Annotated in this window: 20 protein-coding genes; 14 read left to right on the plus strand and 6 right to left on the minus strand. The window is 63.5% G+C overall.

The annotated features are described in order from the left end of the window. The first annotated feature begins 4 nt into the window (after window positions 1-4). The 3 genes from HT585_RS17950 to HT585_RS17960 are packed head-to-tail and all read left to right on the plus strand — an operon-like array spanning window position 5 to window position 3904. Window positions 5-1624, plus strand: a complete 1620-nt coding sequence (locus HT585_RS17950) for an acyl CoA:acetate/3-ketoacid CoA transferase (RefSeq protein WP_176354277.1) — start codon at window positions 5-7, stop codon at window positions 1622-1624. Continuing rightward, window positions 1617-2396 carry an enoyl-CoA hydratase-related protein gene (locus tag HT585_RS17955; RefSeq protein WP_176354278.1) on the plus strand — a complete coding sequence of 260 codons (780 nt, stop codon included), beginning with the start codon at window positions 1617-1619 and terminating at the stop codon, window positions 2394-2396. The genes HT585_RS17950 and HT585_RS17955 overlap by 8 nt, the downstream gene beginning before the upstream one ends. Continuing rightward, the gene (locus HT585_RS17960) at window positions 2396-3904 is read left to right on the plus strand and encodes an aldehyde dehydrogenase family protein (RefSeq protein ID WP_176354279.1); all 1509 of its coding nucleotides are present in this window, start codon (window positions 2396-2398) and stop codon (window positions 3902-3904) included. Before HT585_RS17955 ends, HT585_RS17960 begins: the two co-directional genes overlap by 1 nt. Before the next feature lie 111 nt (window positions 3905-4015). On the opposite strand, the gene HT585_RS17965 is transcribed toward HT585_RS17960, so the two are convergent. Then, window positions 4016-5068 (minus strand): LacI family transcriptional regulator, encoded by a 1053-nt coding sequence (locus tag HT585_RS17965; RefSeq protein WP_176354280.1) that lies wholly within the window; start codon window positions 5066-5068, stop codon window positions 4016-4018. Window positions 5069-5385: 317 nt separating this feature from the next. On the opposite strand from HT585_RS17965, the gene HT585_RS17970 reads away from it, so the two are divergent. The 9 genes from HT585_RS17970 to HT585_RS18010 all read left to right on the plus strand — a co-directional run bounded on the left by HT585_RS17970 (window position 5386) and on the right by HT585_RS18010 (window position 15323). After that, window positions 5386-6618 (plus strand): ABC transporter substrate-binding protein, encoded by a 1233-nt coding sequence (locus HT585_RS17970; RefSeq protein WP_425513765.1) that lies wholly within the window; start codon window positions 5386-5388, stop codon window positions 6616-6618. Between the two features lie 181 nt (window positions 6619-6799). Then, window positions 6800-7681, plus strand: a complete 882-nt coding sequence (locus HT585_RS17975) for a carbohydrate ABC transporter permease (protein ID WP_176354282.1) — start codon at window positions 6800-6802, stop codon at window positions 7679-7681. After that, window positions 7678-8559, plus strand: coding sequence for a carbohydrate ABC transporter permease (locus HT585_RS17980; protein WP_176354283.1), 882 nt, complete (start codon window positions 7678-7680; stop codon window positions 8557-8559). Before HT585_RS17975 ends, HT585_RS17980 begins: the two co-directional genes overlap by 4 nt. A gap of 4 nt (window positions 8560-8563) precedes the next feature. Further along, on the plus strand, window positions 8564-9679 hold the full coding sequence (locus HT585_RS17985) for an ABC transporter ATP-binding protein (RefSeq protein ID WP_115418910.1): 1116 nt from the start codon (window positions 8564-8566) through the stop codon (window positions 9677-9679). Between the two features lie 6 nt (window positions 9680-9685). Further along, complete coding sequence (locus tag HT585_RS17990; protein ID WP_176354284.1) at window positions 9686-11182, plus strand: GMC oxidoreductase; 1497 nt, start codon at window positions 9686-9688, stop codon at window positions 11180-11182. Then, window positions 11179-11958, plus strand: coding sequence for a 3-ketoacyl-ACP reductase (locus HT585_RS17995; protein ID WP_176354285.1), 780 nt, complete (start codon window positions 11179-11181; stop codon window positions 11956-11958). Before HT585_RS17990 ends, HT585_RS17995 begins: the two co-directional genes overlap by 4 nt. Window positions 11959-12064: 106 nt before the next feature. Beyond that, window positions 12065-13720 (plus strand): GMC family oxidoreductase, encoded by a 1656-nt coding sequence (locus HT585_RS18000; protein ID WP_176354286.1) that lies wholly within the window; start codon window positions 12065-12067, stop codon window positions 13718-13720. 8 nt (window positions 13721-13728) lie between these two features. Further along, window positions 13729-14046: a Dabb family protein gene (locus HT585_RS18005; protein WP_176354287.1), complete on the plus strand. Its 318-nt coding sequence runs from the start codon at window positions 13729-13731 to the stop codon at window positions 14044-14046. 5 nt (window positions 14047-14051) lie between these two features. After that, window positions 14052-15323 (plus strand): glycerate kinase type-2 family protein, encoded by a 1272-nt coding sequence (locus HT585_RS18010; RefSeq protein WP_176354288.1) that lies wholly within the window; start codon window positions 14052-14054, stop codon window positions 15321-15323. 181 nt (window positions 15324-15504) lie between these two features. Here HT585_RS18010 and aptA read toward each other — a convergent pair whose 3' ends face one another. Further along, window positions 15505-16842, minus strand: coding sequence for an omega-aminotransferase AptA (gene aptA / locus HT585_RS18015; RefSeq protein ID WP_176354289.1), 1338 nt, complete (start codon window positions 16840-16842; stop codon window positions 15505-15507). Between the two features lie 147 nt (window positions 16843-16989). Here aptA and HT585_RS18020 point away from each other — a divergent pair, with 147 nt between their 5' ends. After that, window positions 16990-17538 carry a cupin domain-containing protein gene (locus HT585_RS18020; protein WP_065794728.1) on the plus strand — a complete coding sequence of 183 codons (549 nt, stop codon included), beginning with the start codon at window positions 16990-16992 and terminating at the stop codon, window positions 17536-17538. A gap of 259 nt (window positions 17539-17797) precedes the next feature. On the opposite strand, the gene HT585_RS18025 is transcribed toward HT585_RS18020, so the two are convergent. The 4 genes from HT585_RS18025 to hglS form a co-directional block, all read right to left on the minus strand. Continuing rightward, window positions 17798-19030, minus strand: coding sequence for a pyridoxal phosphate-dependent aminotransferase (locus HT585_RS18025; RefSeq protein WP_176354290.1), 1233 nt, complete (start codon window positions 19028-19030; stop codon window positions 17798-17800). Between the two features lie 27 nt (window positions 19031-19057). Next, entirely contained in the window at window positions 19058-20590 is a 1533-nt protein-coding gene (gene amaB / locus HT585_RS18030; protein ID WP_176354291.1) for an L-piperidine-6-carboxylate dehydrogenase, read from the minus strand. Between the two features lie 91 nt (window positions 20591-20681). Then, window positions 20682-22103, minus strand: coding sequence for an FAD-binding oxidoreductase (locus HT585_RS18035; protein ID WP_176354292.1), 1422 nt, complete (start codon window positions 22101-22103; stop codon window positions 20682-20684). A 10-nt stretch (window positions 22104-22113) separates the two neighbouring features. Next, window positions 22114-23514, minus strand: coding sequence for a 2-oxoadipate dioxygenase/decarboxylase HglS (gene hglS, locus HT585_RS18040; RefSeq protein WP_176354293.1), 1401 nt, complete (start codon window positions 23512-23514; stop codon window positions 22114-22116). A gap of 113 nt (window positions 23515-23627) precedes the next feature. On the opposite strand from hglS, the gene HT585_RS18045 reads away from it, so the two are divergent. Continuing rightward, window positions 23628-24521 (plus strand): LysR family transcriptional regulator, encoded by an 894-nt coding sequence (locus HT585_RS18045; RefSeq protein WP_176354294.1) that lies wholly within the window; start codon window positions 23628-23630, stop codon window positions 24519-24521. The last annotated feature ends 10 nt before the right edge of the window (window positions 24522-24531 follow it).

Below are 24531 nucleotides of genomic sequence, written 5' to 3' on the forward strand. Positions count from 1 at the left end.
GTTGATGTCGATGAACAAGCATATTTCACCCGCCGACGCCGCCGCGCTGATCCCGGATGGGGCCGTCGTTTCGGTCTCGTCCTCGAGCGGCCTTGGCTGCCCGGACCTGATGCTGAAGGCAATCGGCGAGCGGTTCGAGACGACCGGCCACCCGCGCGACCTGACGACGCTTCATCCGATCGCTGCCGGCGACATGAGCGGTATCAAGGGTGTCGACTACATCGCCAGGAAGGGCCTCCTGAAAAAGATCATCGGCGGATCCTATCCCTCGGGTCCGTCGAGCGCCGAGCCGCCCCTGATCTGGCAGATGATCGGCGCCGACGAGGTGGCCGCCTATAACGTACCCTCCGGCATTCTCTTCGACATGCACCGCGAGGCGGCGGCCAAGCGTCCCGGCGTGATGACCAAGGTCGGGCTCGACACCTTCGTCGATCCCTCGCGCGAAGGCTGCGCCATGAATGCGTCGGCTGCAGCCGAACCTGTGGTCAAGAAGGTCTCGTTCGAGGGCGAGGACTGGCTCTATTTCAGGGCAATCGCGCCTCAGGTGGCGATCATCCGCGCGACCACGGCCGACGAGCGCGGCAATCTCACCTATGAGCACGAGGGCGCCTATCTCGGCGGTCTCGACCAGGCGCTGGCCGCCCGCAACAATGGCGGCATCGTCATTGCCCAGGTCAAGCGCATTACCAAGGAAGGCTCGCTGAAACCCCACGACGTGCGGGTGCCCGGCGTGCTCGTCGATTATGTCGTCGTTGATCCCGACCAGAAGCAAACGACGCAGACGCTCTACGACCCCGCCATCTCCGGCGAAATCTTCCGGCCGCTCGACAGTTTCCGCGTGCCTGAGTTCAACATCCAGAAGGTGATTGCCCGCCGGGTGGCACAGGAGCTGCAATCGGGCAGCGCCGTCAATCTCGGCTTCGGTATTTCGGCCAACGTGCCACGCATCCTGCTGGAAGAAGGCCTGCATGGCGCGGTCACCTGGGTGATCGAACAGGGTGCCGTCGGTGGCGTGCCGCTCTTGGATTTTGCCTTCGGCTGTGCCTCGAACGCTGATGCCTTCATGCCGTCGCCCTATCAGTTCACCTATTTCCAGGGCGCGGGCTTCGATGCCTCGCTGCTCTCCTTCCTCGAAATCGACCGCAATGGTTCCGTCAATGTCTCGAAGCTTTCCTTCCGGCCGCACGTGACGGCCGGTGCCGGCGGCTTCGTCGACATCACCGCGCGGGCGAAGAAGATCGTCTTTTCCGGCATGTTCAATGCCGGCGCCAAGCTTGCCGTCGAAGGCGGCAGGCTGGTGATAGAGAAGGAAGGCAAGCTGAAGAAGCTGGTCAACGAGGTCGAACACGTCACCTTCTCCGGCCGTCGCGGCATCGAGCAGGGCCAGGACATCACCTATGTCACCGAGCGCTGCGTGATGAAGCTGACGCCTGAAGGCGTGATGCTGACCGAGATTGCGCCGGGCGTCGACCTGCAGGCGCATATTCTCGATCAATCCGAGTTTCCGCTGATCGTGTCCGATCGGTTGAAGACGATGGATGCGGCGCTGTTCCACGAAGCGCCGATCGGCCTGGCTTTGCCGGCAAAGACTGCCCGTACGCTTGGTGGAGGCGCCCGTGTCTGAGGATCGCATCCGGATCGAAGTCGACGGCGCGGTCGCAACAATGACCGTCGCCCGTCCGGAAAAGCTCAATGCCTTCGACATCGACATGCTGAAGGCGCTGTCTGCGGCCTGCGACAACGTCGAGATGATGCGCGAGGTTCGCGTGCTGATCCTGACGGGTGAGGGCAAGGCGTTTTCGGCCGGCGGCGACATCAAGGCCTGGGGCGGCATGGATGCGGCCGCCTTCGGTCATGACTGGGTGCGCTTCGGCCATCGCGTGTTCGAGCGGCTGGCAACCCTCAGAATGCCCGTCATCGCGGCGCTCAACGGTCATGCGCTCGGCGGCGGCCTGGAACTGGCCGCCGCGGCCGACATCCGCATCGCCGAAAGCCAGATCAAGATCGGCCTGCCGGAAACGAGCCTCGGCATGGTTCCCGGCTGGTCGGGCACGCAGCGGCTTGTCACCCGGTTCGGCGCGCAGATCGTGCGCCGCATGGTGCTCGGCGGCGAGATGTTTTCGGCCGAAACCGCGAAGGCCGAAGGCCTGGTCGATGCCGTTGTCGAGACCGGTACGGTGATGCAGGCGGCGCGGGACTATGCAGCGCGGGTTGCCAAGCGCGGCCCGGCCGCACTCGAAATTTCAAAGCTGATGATCGCTTGCGCTGATGGCGAGGACAAGGGGGCTGCGGTCGAAGCGCTCGGCTCCATCCTCGTCGCCAAGACCGGCGATCTCAGGGAAGGTGTCGCGGCTTTTACCGAAAAGCGCGAAGCCCAGTTCAAGGGAGAATGGTAATGACGGTTCTGATGAGGCCCAAGGCACTCAGCGATCACAAGGTGCGCACGTACCAGATGCTGATCGACGGCAAATGGCTCGACAGTCAAGATGGGCGCACGCTCGAACGTGTTGCCCCCGGTCACGGCGTCGTCGTCAGCCGCTATCAGGCGGCCTCCGGCGTCGATGCCGAACGGGCGATTGCCGCTGCCCGACGTGCTTTCGACGCCGGCCCCTGGCCGCGCATGACGGCATCCGAGCGCTCGCTGATCCTGCTCAAGGCGGCCGACATGATTGCCGCGCGCGCCGACGAGCTCGCCTTCCTCGATGCCATCGAATCCGGAAAGCCGATCAGCCAGGCCAAGGGCGAGCTCGGCGGGGCTGCCGATATCTGGCGCTATGCGGCAGCTCTTGCCCGTGATCTTCACGGCGAAAGCTACAATACGCTGGGCGATGGCACGCTCGGTGTCGTCCTGCGTGAAGCAATCGGCGTCGTTTCGATCATCACGCCGTGGAACTTCCCGTTCCTGATCGTCAGCCAGAAGCTGCCTTTTGCGCTTGCTGCCGGATGCACCACTGTGGTCAAGCCTTCGGAGCTGACCTCCGCCTCGACGCTGGTTCTCGGCGAAATTCTCGAAGCCGCCGGCGTGCCGGCGGGTGTCGTCAACATTCTCACCGGCACCGGTCCCGAGGTCGGCGCGCCGATGACGACGCATGGCGATGTCGACATGATCTCGTTTACCGGTTCGACCGGCGTCGGCCGCCTGACGATGGCCAATGCCGCCCGGACCTTGAAGAAGGTCTCGCTCGAGCTCGGCGGCAAGAACCCGCAGATCGTCTTTCCCGATGCCAATCTCGAAGAGTTCATCGATGCCGCCGTCTTCGGCGCCTATTTCAATGCTGGCGAATGCTGCAATGCCGGATCGCGGCTGATCCTTCATCGCGATATCGCCGAAGAGGTGACGGCGCGCATCGCGGCGCTCTCGGCCAAGGTGAAGGTCGGCGATCCGCTCGATCCGGAAACCCAGGTCGGTGCGATCATCACGCCGCAGCACCTGGAAAAGATTGCCAGCTATGTTTCTGCCGCATCGAAGGATGGTGCCGCGGTCGCTCATGGCGGCGAAGCCCTCGATCTCGGCATGGGCCAGTTCATGGCGCCGACCATTCTTTCTCAGGTCCGGCCCGACATGGCCGTCGCCTGCGAGGAAGTCTTTGGGCCTGTGCTGTCAGTGTTGACCTTCGAGACCACCGACGAGGCGATCCGTATTGCCAACTCCATCGACTACGGTCTGTCGGCCGGCGTCTGGAGCCGCGACTTCGACACGTGCCTCACGATCGGCCGCCGCGTGCGCGCCGGCACCGTCTGGATGAACACCTTCATGGATGGCGCGTCCGAGTTGCCGTTCGGGGGCTATCGCCAGTCCGGTCTCGGCCGTGAACTCGGCCGCCATGCGGTCGAGGACTATACCGAAACCAAGACGCTCAACATGCATATCGGCGCGCGCACCGGTTGGTGGATGCCGCGCTAATTGCGGGATGTGAGGAGACGGATGATGAGGGCAGGGATCGCAACAACGAAACGGGACGAGGCGCCATCGCGCGCCGCGGGCCTGCCGTCGTTGTGCGCCTCGGCACGGTATCTACCAGTTGGCGGGAATCTGCGGAGAAAGCAGCAGCTGCAACTTGCTGACGTCGGTTTCGCCGCCGATACGCTGCAGCAGCACGTGGCCCATGTCTTCGCCGGTAGCCGTCAGGTCCTCGTAGATCGTCTCCACCTGGGGCTGGATTGCGCCCAGCAGGTGCGACGTCTGCTTGGCGACGATGTCGTACTCGCGCCCAAGCGTGAGGCCGCAATCGCTCATGCCGGTGATGGTGGCGAGCGCGCAGACTTCGCCGCCGCACATGAAGCTGTCAGGCGGATGGGGCTCGGTGTAGCGCTGGCGCACACGGTCGCGAATGTCGCCGGCGGGGCTGTCGAGATCGATGCCGGTGAGGATTTCATAGGCGCAGCCCGCCTCGCGCACGGCGGTCATGAAGCCGTGCTGCAGATGGCCGGCGAAGGTGAAGTCGGCCGGACCGCTGATCAGCGCTGGCTTGCGACGTCCCTTGGCGATCAGCCGGCGCGTCGCTTGGTACGAGAAGGTGAAGTTGTCGTAGTCGACATAGGCGTGAGGCGTCGAAAGCTCGGTGCGCCCGTGGGTCACGAACGGAAAGCCGATCTCCGAAAGCAGCATGACGCGCTGATCGAGCGGTTCGGTGCGCGAGAAGATCACGCCGTCCGCCATGCTGTTGCGGGTGATGTAATTCACCGCCTCGACATTGGTCGTGTTGAGGAAGTTCGGCATGACGATCACATGGTAGGAGGTGCCCTGCAGCGCCTTGGATATGCCGCTCATGATCGAGGTGCCGTAGCCGAGGATTTCCTCGTGCGGGTCGAGCAGAACGGCAATGACGTTGGTGCGCCCGGTCTTCAACCGTTGGGCGGCGCGGTCGGGCGAATAGCCGATCTCGATCGCCACCTCGCGCACCCGTCTGCGCGTCTCGGCGGAAATCTGCGGCGCTTCGGCAAGCGCGCGCGAAACGGTGGTGACCGCAAGCCCGGTGATCTCGGCGATCGTGCGAAGGGTCGGCTTGCCGCGTCTGGCGGTCAGGCCATTGTCTTCGGAGCGGGCGGGCTTGGAGGGATCGGCCAATGCTAGTCATCCTCAAGGCGGTCAGGAGCGGTTTTTGTAACGTGGCACGAACGCTTAAGCAATCGAATCATGAAAACGTTTTAAATCTCGCTTTGCGGCATGATTTGCTGCACTGCGGAAGACATGAAGTTGCATATAATTCAGCAAATTCAATTGCTTCTTGAGGTGAAGAAGCGCACGCGTGCGGAATGCTTGACTTGCTGAATTTATAACGTTTTAAATTGGGCCAGCCGCCGCCTTAGGCGGTGCGATATCCGAGGCGGGAGGAGGTTCCGCTTCGATAACTTGCAAACGGGAGGATAACGATGCGCAAGTTGATGACGACGACGGCTGTTGTGGCGCTGATGATGGCGGCCACTGCCGCGCGCGCAGCAGAGAACGTGGAAGTTCTGCACTGGTGGACATCCGGCGGTGAAGCCGCGGCACTCGACGTCCTGAAGAAGGATCTCGAAGGCAAGGGTATTTCCTGGACCGACATGCCGGTCGCCGGCGGCGGCGGCACGGAAGCCATGACCGTGCTTCGCGCCCGCGTCACCTCGGGCAACGCCCCGACCGCTGTGCAGATGCTCGGCTTCGACATTCTCGACTGGGCCAAGGAAGGCGCGCTCGGCAACCTGGACGAAACCGCATCCAAGGAAGGCTGGGACAAGGTCATCCCGACGGCCCTGCAGCAGTTCTCGAAGTTTGACGGTCACTGGATCGCCGCGCCGGTCAACGTCCACTCGACGAACTGGGTTTGGATCAACAAGGCCGCCCTCGACAAGGCCGGCGGCAAGGAGCCGACGAACTGGGAAGAGCTCATCGTCCTTCTCGACAACTTCAAGGCTCAGGGCATCACGCCGATCGCCCATGGCGGCCAGCCGTGGCAGGATGCGACGATCTTCGACGCCGTCGTGCTGTCGCTCGGCAACGACTTCTACAAGCAGGCCTTCATCGATCTCGACCCGGCAGCGCTCGGCGGCGACAAGATGAAGGAAGCCTTCGATCGCATGACGAAGCTGCGTTCCTATGTCGACGACAACTTCTCCGGCCGCGACTGGAACCTTGCTTCGGCAATGGTCATCGAGAACAAGGCCGGCATGCAGTTTATGGGCGACTGGGCCAAGGGTGAGTTCCTGAAGGCGAAGAAGGTGCCCGGCACCGATTTCGTCTGCATGCGCTACCCAGGCACGCAGGGCTCCGTTACCTTCAACTCCGACCAGTTCGCGATGTTCAAGGTTGCTGACGACAAAGTGCCGGCACAGCTCGCCATGGCATCGGCGATCGAAAGCCCGACCTTCCAGTCGGCCTTCAACGTCGTCAAGGGATCGGTTCCGGCCCGCACCGACGTTCCGGACACGGACTTCGACGCTTGCGGCAAGAAGGGCATCAAGGATCTCGCCGAAGCCAACACCAACGGCACGCTGTTTGGCTCCATGGCCCATGGCCACGCCAACCCGGCCGCCGTCAAGAACGCGATCTACGACGTCGTGACGCGCGAGTTCAACGGTGAACTGACCTCCGACGAGGCCGTCAAGGAACTCGTCGCCGCCGTCGCGGCTGCGAAGTAACGGGCAAGACCCGGTCCGGGACGCGAAACAGGCGTCCCGGACACCCATTCTGACATGCAAGCGTCTTTCAAGCGCCGCGTTTCATCGCGGACGCAGCGAAGCCTTTTGATACCAAGAACCTGCGTGGATGCCGTACCGGGGAGGGTCCCTCACGGCTGAGCGCCAGAAGTGGTGAACGTTCATGGATAACCGCAGTCGCCTGCAGGACCTGATACCGAAACTGGTCCTTGCCCCGAGCTTCGTTATCGTCCTGATCTTTGTTTATGGCTTCATCGCCTATACCGGCTTCCTGTCGATGACGGACAGCAAGATGCTGCCGTCCTACAATTTTGTCGGGTTCAGCAATTATCAGAAGCTCTGGGCCTTGCCGCACTGGTGGCGGGCGGTGAGCAATCTGGCGATCTTCGCCTCGCTCTACATCGCCATCTGCTCGGTGCTGGGGCTCGCCCTTGCGATCCTGCTCGACCAGAAGATCCGGGCGGAAGGGTTTCTGCGGCCGATCTATCTCTATCCGATGGCACTGTCGTTCATTGTCACCGGCACGGCCTGGAAGTGGTTTCTCGATCCCGGCATCGGCCTTGAAAACACGATGCACCTCTGGGGCTGGGAGAGCTTTTCGTTCAACTGGATCAAGGACCGCAACTACGCGATCTACTGTGTGGTGATCGCGGCCGTGTGGCAATCGACCGGCTTCATCATGGCGATGTTCCTTGCGGGCCTTCGCGGCGTCGACAACGAGATCATCAAGGCGGCGCAGATCGATGGTGCGCCGACGGCGACGATCTACCGGCGGATCATCATTCCGCTGATGCGGCCGGTGTTTCTCTCCGCCTTCGTCGTTCTCGCGCATCTCGCGATCAAGGCCTACGACCTGATCATCGCGCTGACGGGCGGCGGGCCGGGGCAGGCCACCGAACTGCCGGCGACCTTCATGTATTCCTACACCTTCACCCGCAACCAGATGGGCATCGGCGCCTCGTCGGCCATCATCATGCTGGTGATGATCTTCTCGATCATCGTTCCCTATCTCTACTCCGAAATCCGCGGAGGAAAACGCTCATGAGCGCCCCCAGCCCAGACAATGTCATCTCGCACAACCGCCTGATGCGGGCGCTGATCTACACGATCCTGATCGTCTTTGCGCTCTATTCGCTGCTGCCGCTCTACGTGATGCTGGCCAACTCGCTGAAGCCGCTTGACGAGATCCGCCAGGGCGGCATGCTCAACCTGCCGCAGACGCTGACGTTCGAGCCCTGGCTCCAGGCCTGGTCGACGGCGCAGATCGGCGTGCAGCCGACGGGCCTGAAGCCGTTCTTCATCAACTCCATCCTCATGGTGGTGCCGGCTGTCGCGATCTCGACGATCATCGGCGCGCTCAATGGCTATGTGCTGACCAAGTGGCGTTTCCCCGGTGCCAACATCTTCTTCGGCATGCTGCTTCTGTCGTGCTTCATCCCGTTCCAGATCGTGCTAATCCCGATGGCGCGCGTGCTGGGCATCACCGGCCTTGCCGGCTCGATCTGGGGCCTGATCTTCGTCCACGTGATCTACGGTCTCGGCTTCACCACGCTCTATTTCCGCAACTACTACGAGGCCTTCCCGACCGAGCTGGTGCGCGCCGCCCAGATTGACGGCGCCAGCTTCTTCCAGATCTTCTGGCGCATCATGCTGCCGTCGTCAGGCCCGATCATCGTCGTCTCGGTCATCTGGCAATTCACCAACATCTGGAACGACTTCCTGTTCGGGGCGTCCTTCTCCGGCGCGTCCTCGACGCCGATGACGGTGGCGCTCAACAACCTCGTTTCGTCGTCGACCGGCGTCAAGGAATACAACGTTCACTTCGCGGGCGCGATCCTCGCCGCCCTGCCAACGCTCATCGTCTACATCGTGTCCGGCCGCTACTTCGTGCGCGGGCTGATGTCCGGCGCCGTGAAAGGATAAGCCCATGTCTTTCCTCAAAATCAGCAACCTGCGCAAATCCTACGGCTCGCTCGAGATCCTGAAGGACATCAACCTGGAAATCGACGAAGGCGGCTTCCTCGTGCTCGTCGGCCCGTCGGGCTGCGGCAAGTCCACGCTGCTCAACACCATTGCCGGGCTCGAGCCGATCACCTCGGGCGAGATCGCCATCAATGGCCGTTCGGTCGCCGATCTGCACCCTTCCAAGCGCGACATCGCCATGGTGTTCCAGTCCTACGCGCTCTATCCGAACATGACGGTCGCCGGCAACATCGCCTTCGGCATGGAAATCCGCGGCGTTCCGAAGGACGAGCGCGAAAAGGCGATCAAGCAGGTCGCCGACATGCTGCAGATCGGCCATCTGCTCGATCGTAAACCCAGCCAGCTGTCCGGCGGCCAGCGCCAGCGCGTCGCCATGGGCCGCGCGCTCGTGCGCAATCCGCAGGTGTTCCTGTTCGACGAGCCGCTGTCGAACCTCGACGCCAAGCTGCGCGTCGACATGCGCACCGAGATCAAGCGTCTGCACCACCGGATGAAGACGACCATCGTCTACGTCACCCACGACCAGATCGAGGCGATGACGTTGGCGACCAAGATCGCCGTCCTCAAGGACGGCGTGCTGCAGCAGTTCGGAACGCCGGCCGAGATCTACAACAATCCGTCCAACATGTTTGTCGCCGATTTCATGGGATCGCCGGCCATGAATCTTTTGACCGCGCGGATCGAAAAGAACGGCGCCGATGTTGCCGTCACCCTGGCGCGCCCGAACGCCGAGCCGATGAAGCTGACGGTGCCGCATGCCAGCGGCGCACTCTCCGGCTATGCCGGCAAGGACGTCGTCTTCGGCATTCGTCCGGAAGCGCTGACCGACCCTGATGGAGCCGACCGCAATGCCAAGGCGATCGTCGAGGGCGAATGCCTGATCGAGGTGGTCGAGCCTGCCGGTTCGGACACGTTTGCGGTCACCCGGCTGGGCGGCAAGGAAGTCGTTGCCCGCCTGCGTGCCGATGCGCGCATCGCGCCCGGGCAGACGTCGCAGCTCGCCTTCAATCTCGACAAGGCGGTGTTCTTCGACCCTCAGACGCAGCAGCGGATCGCGTAACGAACGATGCAGCAGCCGGATATCGTCATCATCGGGTCGGGCATTGGCGGTTCCACCGTGGCGGCGGGGCTTGCCGGCTCCGGCGCGCGCATCGTCATCCTCGAGCGCGGCGAACGCCTGCCCGACACGCCGGAAGCGCGTAGCTACAGCTCGATCTTCGTCAAGGGCCATTTCCGCCCGAAGGAGATGTGGCGCGAAGCTGACGGCACCGAGTTCAATCCGGGGAATTTCTATTTCGTCGGCGGCAATTCCAAACTGTTCGGCGCGGTGCTCCTGCGCTACCGCGCCGAGGACTTCACCGAGATGCAGCATCTTGGCGGCGTCTCGCCCGCCTGGCCTTTCCCCTATGACGAGCTGGAGCCGTGGTACGGCAAGGCCGAGCAATTGTTCGAAGTGCGTGGCGAACTGGGCGACGACCCGACGGAGCCGTTCCATGCCTCGCCCTATCCTCACGGCCCCGTGCCGGACGAGCCGGCCATTGCCCGCGCCCGCGCCGAGCTGAAGGCGCAGGGGCTCCATCCGGCGACGCTGCCGCTCGGCGTCGACATCGACACTTGGCTCGCCGGTGGGCGCACGCCCTGGGACGGGTTTCCCAACACCGGCAAGGGCAAGAAGGACGCCGAGACGGCGTCGCTCGCCGCCGCGCTGAGCGACCCCAATATCGAACTGATCACGTCTGCGCATGTCGACACGCTGGAGGCAGGTCCGGGCGGCCGGATCGAGGCGATCAACTACACTGAGAGGGGCGAGAAGAAGCGGCTGACGCCCAAGCTGGTGATCCTGTCGGCGGGCGCGATCAACTCGGCCGCACTCCTGCTGCGCTCCGGCGACGGCAAGGGGCTCGCCAACGCTTCCGACCAAGTCGGTCGCAATTTCATGAACCACAATTGCAGCGCCATGCTGGCGATCAATCCGTTCCGGCGCAACGACAGCATCTACCAGAAGACGCTGATGCTGAACGATTATTACCTGACCGGTGGCAGGGACGGCCTGCCGCTCGGCAATGTGCAACTGCTCGGCAAGATCAACGGCGACATCCTCAAGGCCAATGCGCCGAAGTGGGCACCGCGTTTCGCTTTGGACTTCATGGCCGGCCACGCGGTTGACTGGTACATGATGACGGAGGACCTGCCGAACCCGGAAAGCCGCATCATGGTCGACGGCCGCGGCATCATCATGCAGTGGCGGCGCTCGAACATGGAGGCGCTGTCTGGGCTCGAAGCCAAGATGCGCGGGCACTTCAAGGCCGCAGGCTATCCGATCGTGCTGTCCCAGGCCTTCGACAAGCGTACGCCGTCGCACCAGTGCGGCACGGTGCGAATGGGCACCGATCCGGCACAGGCGCCGCTCGACGTCTATTGCCGTGCCTTCGACCATCAAAACCTCTTTGTCGTCGACGCCGGCTTCCTGCCGACCTCGGCCGCCGTCAACCCGGCGCTGACGGTCGCGGCGCAGGCGCTCCGCGTCGCCGACCATATCGTTGCCAAGGAGCTGAGCGCATGACGACACCCAAGCGTCCCGTGGCGATCGTGACCGGCGGCCGGCGCGGCATCGGCCTTGGTGTTGCCCGCGCGCTGGCGCGCGACGGCTTCGATATCGCCCTGACCGGGCTTGGTGCCGCGGACCAGACGACGGAAGCGACAGTTGACGAGCTGTCGGCGCAGGGTGGACGTGCGATCTATCTCGAGGCCAATCTCGCCGAGGTCGGCGCCCATGCGCAAACCGTCGAGCGTATCCGCAAGGAACTGGGGCCGATCTGCTGCCTCGTCAACAATGCCGGCATCGCCTCGGTGGTGCGCGGCGACTTCCTCGATCTCCAGCCGGAGAATTTCGACACGATCGTCGCCACGAACCTGCGCGGCACGGTGTTCTTCACGCAAGCGGTGCTGCGCTCGATGCTGGCCGACGAGCCCGGCGCGGCGGCACGCTCGATCATCAATATCACCTCGGTTTCGGCGGCCATGAGTTCGCCCGAGCGGCTCGACTATTGCATGAGCAAGGCCGGTCTTGCCGCCTTCAGCCAGGGACTTGCCCTGCGATTGGCCGACACCGGCATCGCCGTCTTCGAGATCCGGCCGGGCATCATCCGGTCCGACATGACCGCCGGCGTTTCGGCGAAGTACGACGCCCTGATCGACGGTGGCCTGGTTCCGATGAAGCGATGGGGTGAACCCGAGGACATCGGCAATATCGCCGCCAGCCTTGCCGGCGGAAAATTCGGTTTTGCCACCGGCTCGGTCATCCAGGCGGATGGCGGCCTGTCGATCGGAAGACTCTAGGAAAAGTGCAGTCATTCATCAGCTCGCACGGGCGAGCAAAGTTCGGGTTTGTCACGTCGGAAATTTGGATCGTTCCAAATGGTCGGGCCGTGGAGGAAGACAGCAAATGACATACGACTACATCATTACCGGCGCCGGCCCCGCGGGCTGCGTTCTCGCCAACCGCCTTTCCGAGGATCCGTCCGTGCGCGTGCTGTTGCTGGAGGCGGGCGGCGGTGACTGGAACCCGCTGTTTCATATGCCGGCCGGTTTTGCCAAGATGACTAAGGGCGTTGCCAGCTGGGGCTGGGAGACCGTGCCGCAGAAGCACATGAAGGGTAGGGTGCTGCGCTATACGCAGGCCAAGGTCATCGGCGGCGGCTCGTCGATCAATGCCCAGCTCTATACCCGCGGCAATGCCGCCGATTACGACCTCTGGGCGTCGGAAGACGGGTGCACCGGCTGGGACTACCGCAGCGTTCTCCCCTATTTCAAGCGCGCCGAAGACAACCAGCGTTTTGCCGACGATTATCATTCCTATGGCGGGCCGCTCGGCGTCTCGATGCCCGTGGCGACACTGCCGATCTGCGACGCCTATATCCGCGCCGGCCAGGAGCTCGGCATTCCCTACAATCACGATTTTAACGGTCGCCAGCAGGCGGGCGTCGGCTTCTACCAGCTGACGCAGCGCAATCGCCGCCGGTCGAGCGCGTCGCTTGCCTATCTCTCGCCGATCAAGGATCGTCGCAATCTGACGGTGCGCACCGGCGCGCGCGTCGCCCGGATCGTGCTGGAGGGCACCCGTGCCGTCGGCGTCGAGGTTGTAACGGCCAAGGGTAGCGAAACCATTCGGGCGGAGCGCGAGGTCCTGGTCACCTCCGGCGCGATCGGCTCGCCGAAGCTGCTCTTGCAGTCGGGTATCGGGCCTGCGGATCACCTGAAATCGGTGGGGGTTGGCGTCAAGCACGACCTGCCGGGTGTCGGTGGCAATCTGCAGGATCACCTCGATCTGTTCGTGATTTCCGAGTGCACCGGCGATCACACCTATGATGGCGTCGCGAAACTTCATCGTACGCTATGGGCAGGTCTGCAATATGTGCTCTTCCGCTCGGGCCCTGTGGCATCCTCGCTCTTCGAGACCGGCGGCTTCTGGTACGCCGATCCAGACGCCCGCTCGCCGGATATCCAGTTCCATCTCGGACTCGGCTCCGGCATCGAGGCCGGCGTCGAAAAGCTGAAGAACGCTGGCGTGACCTTGAACTCCGCCTATCTGCATCCGCGCTCGCGCGGCACCGTCAGGCTCTCCGCAGCCGACCCGGCCGCAGCCCCGCTGATCGACCCCAATTACTGGGAAAACCCGCACGATCGGAAGATGTCGATCGAAGGGCTTAAGCTCGCCCGTGAGATCATGCAGCAGGCGGCACTCAAGCCGTTCGTGCTGGCCGAACGCTTGCCGGGCAATAGCGTCGTCTCCGATGAGCAGTTCTTCGATTACGGCTGCGCCAATGCCAAGACCGACCACCATCCCGTCGGCACCTGCAAGATGGGCACCGACGCCATGGCCGTCGTCGGGCTCGATCTGAAGGTGCGTGGGCTCGACGGTCTTCGCGTCTGCGACAGTTCGGTCATGCCGCGCGTTCCCTCTTGCAACACCAATGGGCCGACGATCATGATGGGCGAAAAGGGCGCCGACATCATTCGCGAGCGCCAGCCCCTGCCGCCGGCGATCTTCGCCCATGAACGAAACGATATCAGGCCGCGTGCCCGCGCCGAAATCCGCTGAGGAAAATCATGATCCGCCACTGTGTCTTCATTCGCTTCCGTCCGGAAATTTCGGCGGAGGAGAAAACGTCGATCTTCGCCGAGATCGCCGGGCTGAAAAGCCGGCTTCCTGGCCTTCTTGCGACCCATGAGGGTGCCAATGTCAGCCCGGAGATCGGTATGGACAAGGGCTATGCCGAAGGCTTCATCGTCGACTTCGCCGATGCCGGCGCGCGCGATGCCTATCTCGCCGATCCGGAGCACCAAAAGACCGGCGCGAAGATCGTTGCAGCCGCAGAGGGCGGCATCGACGGCATCTTCGTCTACGACCTCGAAATCCCGGATTGACGGATATGGCAGATTTCGATGCGCGTGCCTTTCTCACCACTCTTTTCGAGGCGGCCGTGCGTGCTGCCGACCCTTATGAGGCGATCCGTGCGCATCTGCCGGAAAAACCGAAGGGGAGAACGGTCGTCGTCGGGGCTGGCAAGGCCGCAAGCCAGATGGCGGCGGCCTTCGAGAAACTGTGGGATCACCCGCTGACAGGCACTGTCGTTGCCCGCCACGGGCCGATCGAGCCCTGCGAGCGCATTCGCGTGCTGCAGTCGGCCCATCCGGTGCCGGATGAGGCGGGCTTGCGGGCGTCTGAAGAACTGCTGAAGCTGGTGGAAGGCTTGACCGCAGACGATTTGGTCGTTGCGCTGATCTCAGGCGGTGGGTCGTCGCTGCTGCCGGCGCCGCCGGAGGGCATGACGCTTGCCGACGAGATCGCCGTCAACCGGGCGCTGCTTGCCTCCGGCGCGCCGATCTCGGCGATGAACGTCGTGCGCAAGCATGTGTCGCGCATCAAGGGTGGGCGCCTGGCTGTAGCCGCCGGTCCGGCCCTTCTCGTCACCCTCGTCGTCTCCGACGTGCCCGGCGACAATCCCGCTTTCGTCGCCTCCGGCCCGACGGTGGCGGACGGCTCGACAGTGAAGGAAGCGCTTGAGATCGTCGATCGCTATGGCATGGTCCTTCCCGAAGGCGTGATGGCGCATCTGCGATCCGAACGAGCGCATGCGCCCGATCCATCGGATGCGATTTTCCGCAGGCACGAATGCCATGTGATCGCTTCGGCGAGCGTCTCGCTGCAGGCGGCCGCGGGCAGGGCTAGAGAGTTGGGCGTCGAGGCCCGCATTCTGTCGGATGCCATCGAAGGCGAGGCGCGGGATATCGGCCGCATGCATGCCGCTCTGGCGCGTGAAGTCGCGCTGCGCAATCGGCCGTTCGAAAAGCCGGTCGTGCTCCTGTCCGGCGGCGAGACCACGGTGACGATAACAGGCAAGGACTACGGCAAGGGCGGCCGCAACAGCGAATTGCTGCTGTCGCTGGCGCTCGACATCGAGGGGCTCGACGGGGTCGACGCTCTTGCAGCGGACACCGATGGCATCGACGGCTCGGAGGACAATGCCGGTGCCTTTGCCGATGGCAAAAGCGTTGCCCGCATGCGGGCTGCGGGCGCCGATCCGCGCGCGCATCTGGCCCGCCACGACGCCTGGTCGGCATTTTCGGCGAGCGGCGATCTGTTCGTACCCGGCCCGACCGGAACCAACGTCAATGATTTCAGGGCAATGCTGATCCGTTAGAGCATCTGCTCTCAGGTGTTAGCTTTGAATGCAGATAAGAAGCTCCAGCAGCAACGACCGAAAACGCCATGCATTCGGACGAACGCATGGCGTTTTACGAAAATAGATTAGCCGGATTCTCGCGCAGCGACGACATTGCGACGCAGCCGCCGAGGTCTTCGGCGGCTGTGTCTTTTTTGCGTTACTTGGCGCGCTTCAGCGCATCGCCGAGGATCGAGACGATTTCGCCGAAGTGATTTTCGTCGGCAATCAGCGGCGGCGAGAAGGCGATGATGTCGCCTGTCACGCGGATCAGCAGGCCCTTTTCGAAGCAATCGACGAAGACGTCATAGGCGCGGGCGCCGATGGCGCCGTCGCGCGACTGCAGCTCGATGCCGGCGATCAGGCCGATGGTGCGGATGTCGATGACATAGGGCAGGCCCTTCAGCGAATGCATGGCGTCGTGCCAGGCGTCCTGCAGCTCGGCGGCGCGGGTCATCAGGCCCTCGTCGCGGTAGATGTCGAGCGTCGCGATACCGGCGGCGCACGCGGCCGGGTGGCCGGAGTAGGTATAGCCGTGGAACAGCTCGATCGCATTTTCCGGGCCGTGCATCAGCGCGTCGTGCACCTTGCGGCTGGCAAAGACGGCGCCCATCGGGATCGCGCCGTTGGTCAGCCCCTTGGCCGCCGTCACCATGTCGGGCGTGACGCTGAAGAAGTCGGTGGCAAAGGGGGCGCCGAGGCGGCCGAAACCGGTGATGACTTCATCGAAGATCAGCAGGATGCCGTGTTTGTCGCAGATGGCGCGCAGGCGTTCGAGATAACCCTTCGGCGGGATGAGCACGCCGGTCGAACCGGCAACCGGCTCGACGATGCAGGCGGCGATCGTCTCGGCGCCATGCAGTGCCACCAGCCGCTCGAGATCGTCGGCAAGCTCGGCGCCGTGCTCCGGCTGGCCCTTCACGAAGGCATTCTTGGCGGGGTCGTGGGTGTGACGCAGGTGGTCGGAACCGGGAAGCTGCGGGAAGACGCGGCGGTTGTTGAGGATGCCGCCGACGGAAATGCCGCCGAAGCCGACGCCGTGATAGCCGCGCTCGCGGCCGATCAAGCGCGTGCGCGTGCCCTGGCCGATCGCGCGCTGATAGGCGATCGCCATCTTCAGGGCGGTGTCGACCGATTCCGAGCCCGAGCCGGTGAAGAAGACGCGGTCGAGCTTCTGGCCGTCCGGTCCCGGTGCAATCTCGGCGAGGCGCTCGGCAAAGTCGAAGGCGATCGGGTGGCCCATCTGGAAGGACGGCGCGAAATCCATCGTCGTCAGCTGGCGTTCGACCGCAGAGGCAATCTGTCGGCGGCCGTGGCCGGCGTTGACGCACCAGAGGCCGGCGGTGCCGTCGAGGATCGTGCGACCATCGGTGCTGGTGTAGTGCATGCCCTCGGCCGAGGCGAGCAGGCGCGGGGCCGCCTTGAACTGCCTGTTGGCGGTAAAGGGCATCCAGTAGCTGTCGAGTACGGGGGCGTTGGGCTTGGTGTGCTGGTTCATGGCGTCCTCCTGAGGTCGGCGATTGACGCCATGATTTGATTTGCCAAACAAGTCCTTTTCTGCTGTCGTTCAAGTCATTGAATTCTATACAATGAAAGTTTCAAAGTTGCGGTATTTCGAACAACCTGAACACTGGAATGGACAGCCATGAGCGTCGACATCGGAAACCGGCTGCGTCACCTCCGGCTGATGCACAATCTCTCGCAGCGCGAACTGGCGAAGCGCGCGGGCGTGACCAACTCGACGATCTCGCTGATCGAATCGAATGCCTCCAATCCTTCCGTCGGCGCGTTGAAGCGCATCCTCGACGGCATTCCGATCGGGCTTGCGGAATTCTTCTCCTTCGAGCCTGAGCGGCCGCGCAAGGCGTTCTATGCGGCGGAGGAACTGGTCGAGATCGGCAAGGGCCCGATCTCCTATCGCCAGATCGGCGAAAACCTCTTCGGCCGCAGCCTGCAGATCCTGAAGGAGTGTTACCAGCCGGGCGCGGACACCGGGAAAGTGCCGCTTGTGCATGACGGCGAGGAGGGCGGCATCGTGCTGTCGGGGCGCATCGAGGTTACCGTCGACGACGAGCGGCGGATCCTCGGGCCGGGGGATGCCTACTATTTCGAAAGCCGCAGGCCACATCGGTTTCGCTGCGTTGGGCCGGTGCCTTGCGAAGTGATCAGCGCCTGCACGCCGCCAACGTTTTGAGTGGGTATGGCAGAACCGAGATCGGAAAAGCCCCTCATCCCGCTGCCGCGACCTTCTCCCCGCAGGCGGGGCGAAGGGACATGCGGCGTGCTCCGTGATCCCTCTCAACTTTCTCAGAGGTTTCGGGGATGCGCCGTGCGAAGCGACGGCGATTGGAAAAGGTGTCATTGCAGGCGGAAAGGGGCGTTGCAGCGGACTCGACGCTGTCCCCTCGCCCCGGGTGCGGGGAGAGGGCTAGGGTGAGGGGCCTACCGCCGAGTTACGAAAGCCGCGCGCAGGCGTCGGCGATGCGCGTCAGCGCTTCCTTCAGTTCCGCTTCCGATGTCGCGTAGGAGATGCGGAAGAACGGCGACAGGCCGAAGGCCGAGCCGGGGACGACGGCTACATGGGCATCGTCGAGCAGGTAGGCGCAGAAGTCCGTGTCCGTCTCGATGGTCTTGCCAGATGGCGTGACCTTGCCGAGCATGCCGGCGCAGCCGGAGAAGGTGTAGAAGGCCCCTTCCGGAACGCGGCAGTCGAGACCGTCGATGGCGTTGAGGCCGTTGACGACCAGATCGCGGCGGCGCTGGAAGCTGGCCGTGCGTTCCTTCAGGAACTCCTGCGGGCCGGTCAGCGCTGCCACCGAGGCGGCCTGGCTGACTGACGAAGGGCAGGAGGTCGCCTGGCTCTGGACGACGGCCATAGCCTTGATCAGGTCGCGCGGGCCGCCGGCATAGCCGATGCGCCAGCCGGTCATGGCATAGGCCTTGGAGACGCCGTTGACCGTCAGGGTGCGGTCTTTCAGGCGCGGCTCCAGCTGGGCCGGCGTGACGAAGCGGAAGCCGTCATAGACGATGTGCTCGTACATGTCGTCGACCAGCAGCCACACATGCGGATGGCGCAAGAGCACGTCGAGCAGCGGCCGATAATCGTCGGCGCTGTAGGCGGCGCCCGAAGGGTTGGACGGCGAGTTCAGGAGCACCCAGCGCGTCCTAGGCGTGATCGCCGCTTCGAGCTTATCGGCTGTCAGGCGAAAACCCGAGGCCGCGTCGCAAGGGATCAGTACCGGCTTGCCTTCGCAGATCTGGACGATATCCGAATAGGACGTCCAGTAGGGCGTGGGGATGACGACTTCGTCGCCGGCATCGATCGTCGCCATCATGGCGTTGAACAGGATCTGCTTGGCGCCGGTGGCAACCGTGATCTCGTCCTGCTCGTAGGCAAGGCCGTTCTCGCGCTGGAACTTTTCGCGGATCGCCTTCTTCAGTTCCGGGGTGCCGTCGAGTGCCGTGTACTTGGTTTCGCCGCGCTTTATCGCCGCGCAGGCGGCATCCTTGACGGTGTCAGGCGTGTCGAAGTCCGGCTCGCCGGCGCCCAGAATGATGACCGGCTTGCCTTCGCGCTTCATGGCTTGCGCGCGCGCGCCGATTTTCAGGATTTCGGATACCCCGATCGAGGAGATCCGCGAGGCGGGCTTGAAGCCCGCCTCCTTGACCGTTGCGTTGATGGTCATCGCTTGTGTCCTACTCGATGTCGCCGGTTATTCGATGTCGAACGAAACGCCCTGCGCCAGCGGCAGAGCCTTCGAGTAGTTCACGGTATTGGTGGCGCGGCGCATATAGGCCTTCCAGGAATCGGAACCCGATTCGCGGCCGCCGCCGGTTTCCTTTTCGCCACCGAACGCGCCGCCGATTTCAGCGCCCGAGGTGCCGATGTTGACGTTGGCGATACCGCAGTCCGAGCCGTCGACGGCCAGGAACCGTTCGGATTCCTGCATGTCGCGGGTGAAGATCGACGAGGACAGGCCGGCTGCGACCGCATTGTGGTCGGCAACGACGGCGTCGAAATCGCTATACTTCATCACGTAGAGGATCGGCGCGAAGGTTTCCTCGAGAACCGGGCCTGCCTGCTTGGGCATTTCGACCAAAGCGGGCTTGGCGTAGTAGCCGTTGGCATAACCGAGCTCGACGCGTTCGCCGCCGGTGACGGTGCCGCCATGGGCCTTGGCTTCGTCTATTGCCTTCTGCATGCCGTCGAAAGCGGCCTTGTCGACCAGCGGGCCGACGAGGGCGGTGGATTCGAGAGGGTTGCCGACGGAAACCGAACCATAGGCCTTCTTCAGGCGCGGAACGAGCTGGTCGTAGACGCTTTCATGCACGAACAGGCGGCGCATGGTGGTGCAGCGCTGGCCGGCGGTGCCCATGGCGCCGAAGGCGATGGCGCGCAGCGCCATGTCGAGATCGGCCGACGGGCAGACGATACCGGCATTGTTGCCGCCGAGTTCGAGGATCGCGCGGGCAAAACGCTTGGCAAGGCGCGGGCCGACGTCGCGACCCATGCGGGTGGAACCGGTTGCCGAGACCAGCGGGACCTTCGGGTTGTCGACGAGCACTTCACCGACGGTGCGGTCGCCGATCAGAACCTGCGACAGGCCTTCCGGCGCATCGCCGAAGCGGGCGAGGGCGCGCTCGAAGATAGCCTGCGATGCAAGCGCGGTGAGCGGGGTCTTTTCCGACGGCTTCCACACAACGGAGTTGCCGCAGACGAGCGCCAGCGCCGTGTTCCACGACCAGACGGCAACCGGGAAGTTGAAGGCGGAGATGACGCCGACGACGCCGAGCGGATGCCAGGTTTCCATCATGCGGTGGCCGGGGCGCTCGGTGGCGATCGTGAGACCATAGAGCTGGCGGGACAGGCCAACTGCGAAATCGCAGATGTCGATCATTTCCTGGACTTCGCCGAGACCTTCGGAGGTGATCTTGCCGGCTTCGATCGAAACCAGGCGGCCGAGGTCGGCCTTGAAGGCGCGCAGCTCTTCGCCGAGCAGGCGGATCAGTTCGCCGCGCTTCGGCGCCGGAACCAGACGCCAGGCCTTGAAGGCTTCATGGGCCTGGTCGATCTTGGCGGCCGCTTCTGCGGCCGAAACCGTCTTCAGGCTGGCGATCTGCTCGCCGGTGACCGGGCTGAAGGACGGCATGTCGCCGCCGGTGTAGAGTTCCTTGGCGACGCCCATCTTTTCGAGAAGCGCTGCGGCTTCCTTGGTCACGTCGACTTTCTTAGTTGCGATGTTCATGGTCTGACTCCCGTTTTATTGGCTTAGATCATTCGCTGGACTGGAATGCGGGCGGAAAACCGCACACACTTTTGCTCATTCCGCTCTGGCCTTACCCGAAGCGCACGCTGCCGAGTTTTCCCGGTGAGGTGAGCGTCTTCAAGCCTTTGGCCATGTCCTTGAGTTTGTCGGTTGTATAAAGGTCGTAATAGGCCTGGTTGCGGCGGCCGATCGCATGTTCCGCGCTGAAACTGCCGTGATACTCCTCGACGGCCACGGCGAAAACCCATTCTCTCAAACGCGGCTCGAATGTCGGATCGCCAAGAAGCGGGCTGTCCTTCGCCACCACGAGATTGAAGTGTACACCACCATCGCCGATATGGCCGAAGTCACAGACGGTGACACCGGGAAACTTCGCCGGCATTTCGGCTTTCATATGGTCGCAGAAGGCCATGATGTCACCCCGGTTGAAGGAGACGTCGAAGGCGATCAGCTTGCCGAGGTGTTTCACGCCCTCCGAAAGCGCGTGGCGCAGCGCCCAGATTTCATGCGGCGGGCCGACGAAGGCGTCAGCAAGCGGTGCCGTTTCCATCTCCCAGATCTCTGCCAGCACCGTTTCGAGCACGGCGTCGAGCGATTGCTCGCCTTCGCGCGGTGCCCAGGTGCGGCTGATCTCGGTGAGAATGACGTAATCCGGGACATGTCCGCCCTGGAACGGGTTCTTCAGCGAAGGCACATGCGCGAACGCCGCCTTGACGGCGTTGCTCGACATGCCCTCAAAGGCCGAGAGATAGGCGCCGAGCCGCTCTTCCATGGCGCGCAGCAGCGGCATCACATGGGCGCCGCTTGCCGGCACCAGCAGCGCCGTCGCCGTCTGCTGCGGCAGGCGCTCCAGATTGAGTACGCAATCGGTGACGACGCCGAAGGCGCCCGACGTGCCGACAAAGAGCTGCTTCCAGTCGACGCCGGTGTTGTTCTTGCGCAGGTCGCACTGAAGATTGAGCACGGTGCCGTCTTCATCGGCGAGAACCACCGTCATGCCCAGCACATTGCGGCGCACGTCGCCGTACTTCAGGAAGCGCGAGCCGCCGGTGTTGGTGGCGATCATGCCGCCGATGCGCGGATCCGCGCCGAGATCGATCGGGAAGAACAGGCCGTGTTCTTCCAGCCGGCGGTTGAGATCGGAAAGCCGGAAGCCGGCATCGACCCGCACCGACCGGTTGTCGAGATCGAGTTCGAAGGTTTTCGTCAGACGGTCGAGGCTGAGGATCGCCTCGGTGCCGGACGCGTCGGGCGTCGAGCCGGAGACAAGTCCGGTGTTGCCCGACTGTGGGATCAGGGTGATGCCGTGGCGCACGCAATAGGCGACCGTCGTGGACGTTTCTGCCGTCGTTGCCGGCCGCAGCACGACCGAGGCCAAGCCGTGATCGTAGCGGGCGCCGGTCTCGTAGGCTTGCCTGTCTTCAGCGCGCGTGACCACACCCTTGTCGCCAAGGATGCCGGTCAGCGCGTCGATGTGTGCCTGTTCGATCATCGGGACGACATCATTCCGCAGCGATGGCTGCGGTCAAGGCCCGCAGGCAGCTTTCGATCGATGCCGCTTCGATGCCGGCATAGTGATCGAACTCGTTGAGCACGGTGGCGCCGAGGTCGATCTCGAAACGCTTCTGGTTCGGGCTTGCGACAAAGTCCTGCTGCGCGCCGTCGCCGAGATTGGATTGGAAGATGCCGGCGGCGCTGACCGGCAGGAAGTCTTCGTAGACGATGGCGTCGAACTGAACGAGGCCGTCGGCGATCAGAGCGTCGACATCGCGGCGGTCGGAGATTCTGGTCTTCAGGCCCTTCTCGGTCAGCGAGTAGCTGAAATAGCCGAGACCGGCTTCGCGAATTCCTGCCCAGGTATCCGGGAAGCTTTCGAAGGCCTTGGCAAGAGCTGCCTCGTATTCGCGGGCGTTGGAGCCGTCGGCCGCGGGGCGGACGATCTTGCGCGAGGCTTCCAAGAGTTCGTCATAGAGCGCGCGGCCCTTGGGGGTCAGCGCAATGCCGCGCTGCTCGATCTCGCCGAAGCGGGCGGTGTGCGAGCCGGCCTTCCACTCGCCATCGGCATCGCGGTAGGAGACGGCTTCTTCCAGCGCCTTGAATGAGGTCTGGCGAAGCAGGATCGGGCATTTGCGCGTCGGCGGTCCCTCGACGACGGCTTTCGGGGCGATACCATATTCCGGCATCAGCGCCTGGACCTGGTCGATATCCAGAGTGCGTGGCGTCAGGTGGTTGATGTGCGGGCCCTTGAACGACACGACGTCGGCGATCAGCCGGTGGGCATCATGCAGGCGCTTGTACATGTCGGCGCTGACATTGGCCTTGTCGTGCCAGCGGAAGGTTTCCAGCACCTCGGAAACGAAGCGTTCGGCGTCGGTCTTGTCGAGGCCGCCGTCCCGTTCGGCTTTTTCGGTGAGCTCGACGGCGACGGGCGTAAAGATCCGGCGCTCGGCAAGAATGGCTGCCGATTCAGCGCGCAGGCTCTCGTCGGCGATCAGGTCGAGGCGGAGAAGCGATGTGAAGACGCGGAAGGGATTGCGCTTCAAAGCGGCGTCGCCGACCGGGCGGAAGGCGGTCGAATGCACCGGCACGCCGGCGGTCGACAAATCGTAGTAGCCGACCGGATACATGCCCATGACGGCATAGACGCGGCGCATCATCGACAGTTCGGCGGGTGTGCCGAGGCGGATCGCGCCGTGGCGCTCCTCGGAGATGCGATCGAGCGAATCCGTCGCATCGAGGCGTTGCTTGAGGGCCGGATCGGCACTGAGCGTATCGTCGTTGACCTTGGCAACCAGCTCCATCAGCGTGCCGTAGGCCGGCACTTCCTCTCGGTACATGACCGACATGGCTGCGGAAAAGGCCGAACGGATGTCATCGGCAGATACGAAACTATTCTCTTTCACTGGGGCTCGCCTCGCGCTATGGGTGAAGGACAAGGTCATTCTCATTTCGGATCATATCCGAAGGAACTGGGCATTGATCGCGTTGCTTGTGACTATGTTGATGCGAGGCTGGAATGAAGTTAAGCCGCAGACTGGTTCCTGATGTTACGACGCTGCAGGCTTTCGAATGCGCGGCCCGGCACGGCAGCTTCACGCAGGCGGCTGCCGAGCTCAATCTCACCCAGAGCGCCGTCAGCCGACAGATCAAGGATCTGGAAAACCAGCTCGGCGTCTTGCTGTTCGAGCGTGTGCGCCAGCGCGTCATACTCTCGGAAGCCGGGCAGAAGTTCCTGCCCGAGGTTCGCCGCCTGCTCAACCAGACGGAAGAGCTGATGGTGCGGGCGATGGCCTCGGCGCGCGCGGACTCAACCCTGTCGATCGCATCGCTGCCGACTTTCGGCAGCCGCTGGCTGGTGCCGCGGCTGCCCGATTTCCTTCGCCATCACCCAGACACGGTGGTCAATATCGCCTCGCGCTCGGCACCGTTTGATTTCGACGAGCAGAATTTCGATATCGCCATCCACTATGGCCAGCCTGTGTGGGCGCATGCGACCTGCAGCTATCTCTGCAGCGAGATCATCGTACCGGCTGCGAGCCCGAAGCTGCTTGCCGCCAAGCCGGTGTCGACGCTGGAGGATATCGTCGGCGGTCCGCTCCTGCACCTGGCGACACGACCCAAGCTCTGGGCGCAATGGTTCGAGGCCAACGGCATGGACGGCCGGGGCGCTTATCGCGGCAACCGCTTCGATCAGTTTTCGATGGTGATCGAAGCGGCGACCGCCGGTCTCGGTTTCGCCTTGCTGCCCCGCTATCTGATCGAACAGGAGCTGGCAGCGGGAACATTGCGCATCGTTCTCGATCGGCCAATGCAGACGGAGAACAGTTACTATCTCGCGGTTCCGGAAGGCAAACTCGAAAACCCGATCAGCCTCGCCTTCCGCGAATGGATCACCGAGCAGGTCGGCTAAGTTTACCGCT

Origin of the sequence: Ensifer oleiphilus (assembly GCF_013371465.1) — a bacterium.
Lineage (GTDB): Bacteria > Pseudomonadota > Alphaproteobacteria > Rhizobiales > Rhizobiaceae > Ensifer > Ensifer oleiphilus.